This window comes from Mycobacterium gordonae (assembly GCF_001417955.2).
Lineage (GTDB): Bacteria > Actinomycetota > Actinomycetes > Mycobacteriales > Mycobacteriaceae > Mycobacterium > Mycobacterium gordonae_B.
In genome coordinates, this window is sequence record NZ_LKTM01000295.1 from 1 (window position 1) to 410 (window position 410).

Here is a 410-nt window from a genome sequence, read left to right on the forward strand (position 1 = left end):
AGCACACCGGCGGCACCACCACCACCCCCAGCACCGCCGACGCCGGTAGCATCGAAGGCCGTTCCGCCGGCCCCGCCCGCACCGCCGAGTCCGAAGAGGTAGCCGCCACCGGCGCCACCGCCACCACCGGTACCACCCAAGGTGAAGCTGGTTCCGCCGGCACCGCCGGCACCGCCCAGTCCAAGGAGCACACCGCCGGCATCGCCGCCGACGCCGCCGGTGCCCCCACCGATAAAGCCATATCCGCCTGCACCGCCAGCGCCTCCGATGGCGACCAGCCTTCCACCCGCACCGCCGGCGCCGCCGGCTCCACCGATTCCGCCGCCCGCGTTACCACCGGCACCACCGGCTCCGCCCCACCCGACGAGTGAGGCGTTACCACCAGCGCCGCCCGCCCCGCCACTCCCGAA

The 410-nt window shown here is 75.1% G+C and carries 1 protein-coding gene; it reads right to left on the reverse strand.

The window, feature by feature from the left end; translation table 11 throughout:
* Positions 1–410 (reverse strand): hypothetical protein (locus tag AO501_RS38330; protein ID WP_197419907.1); only part of this gene is annotated, 410 nt, incomplete at both ends.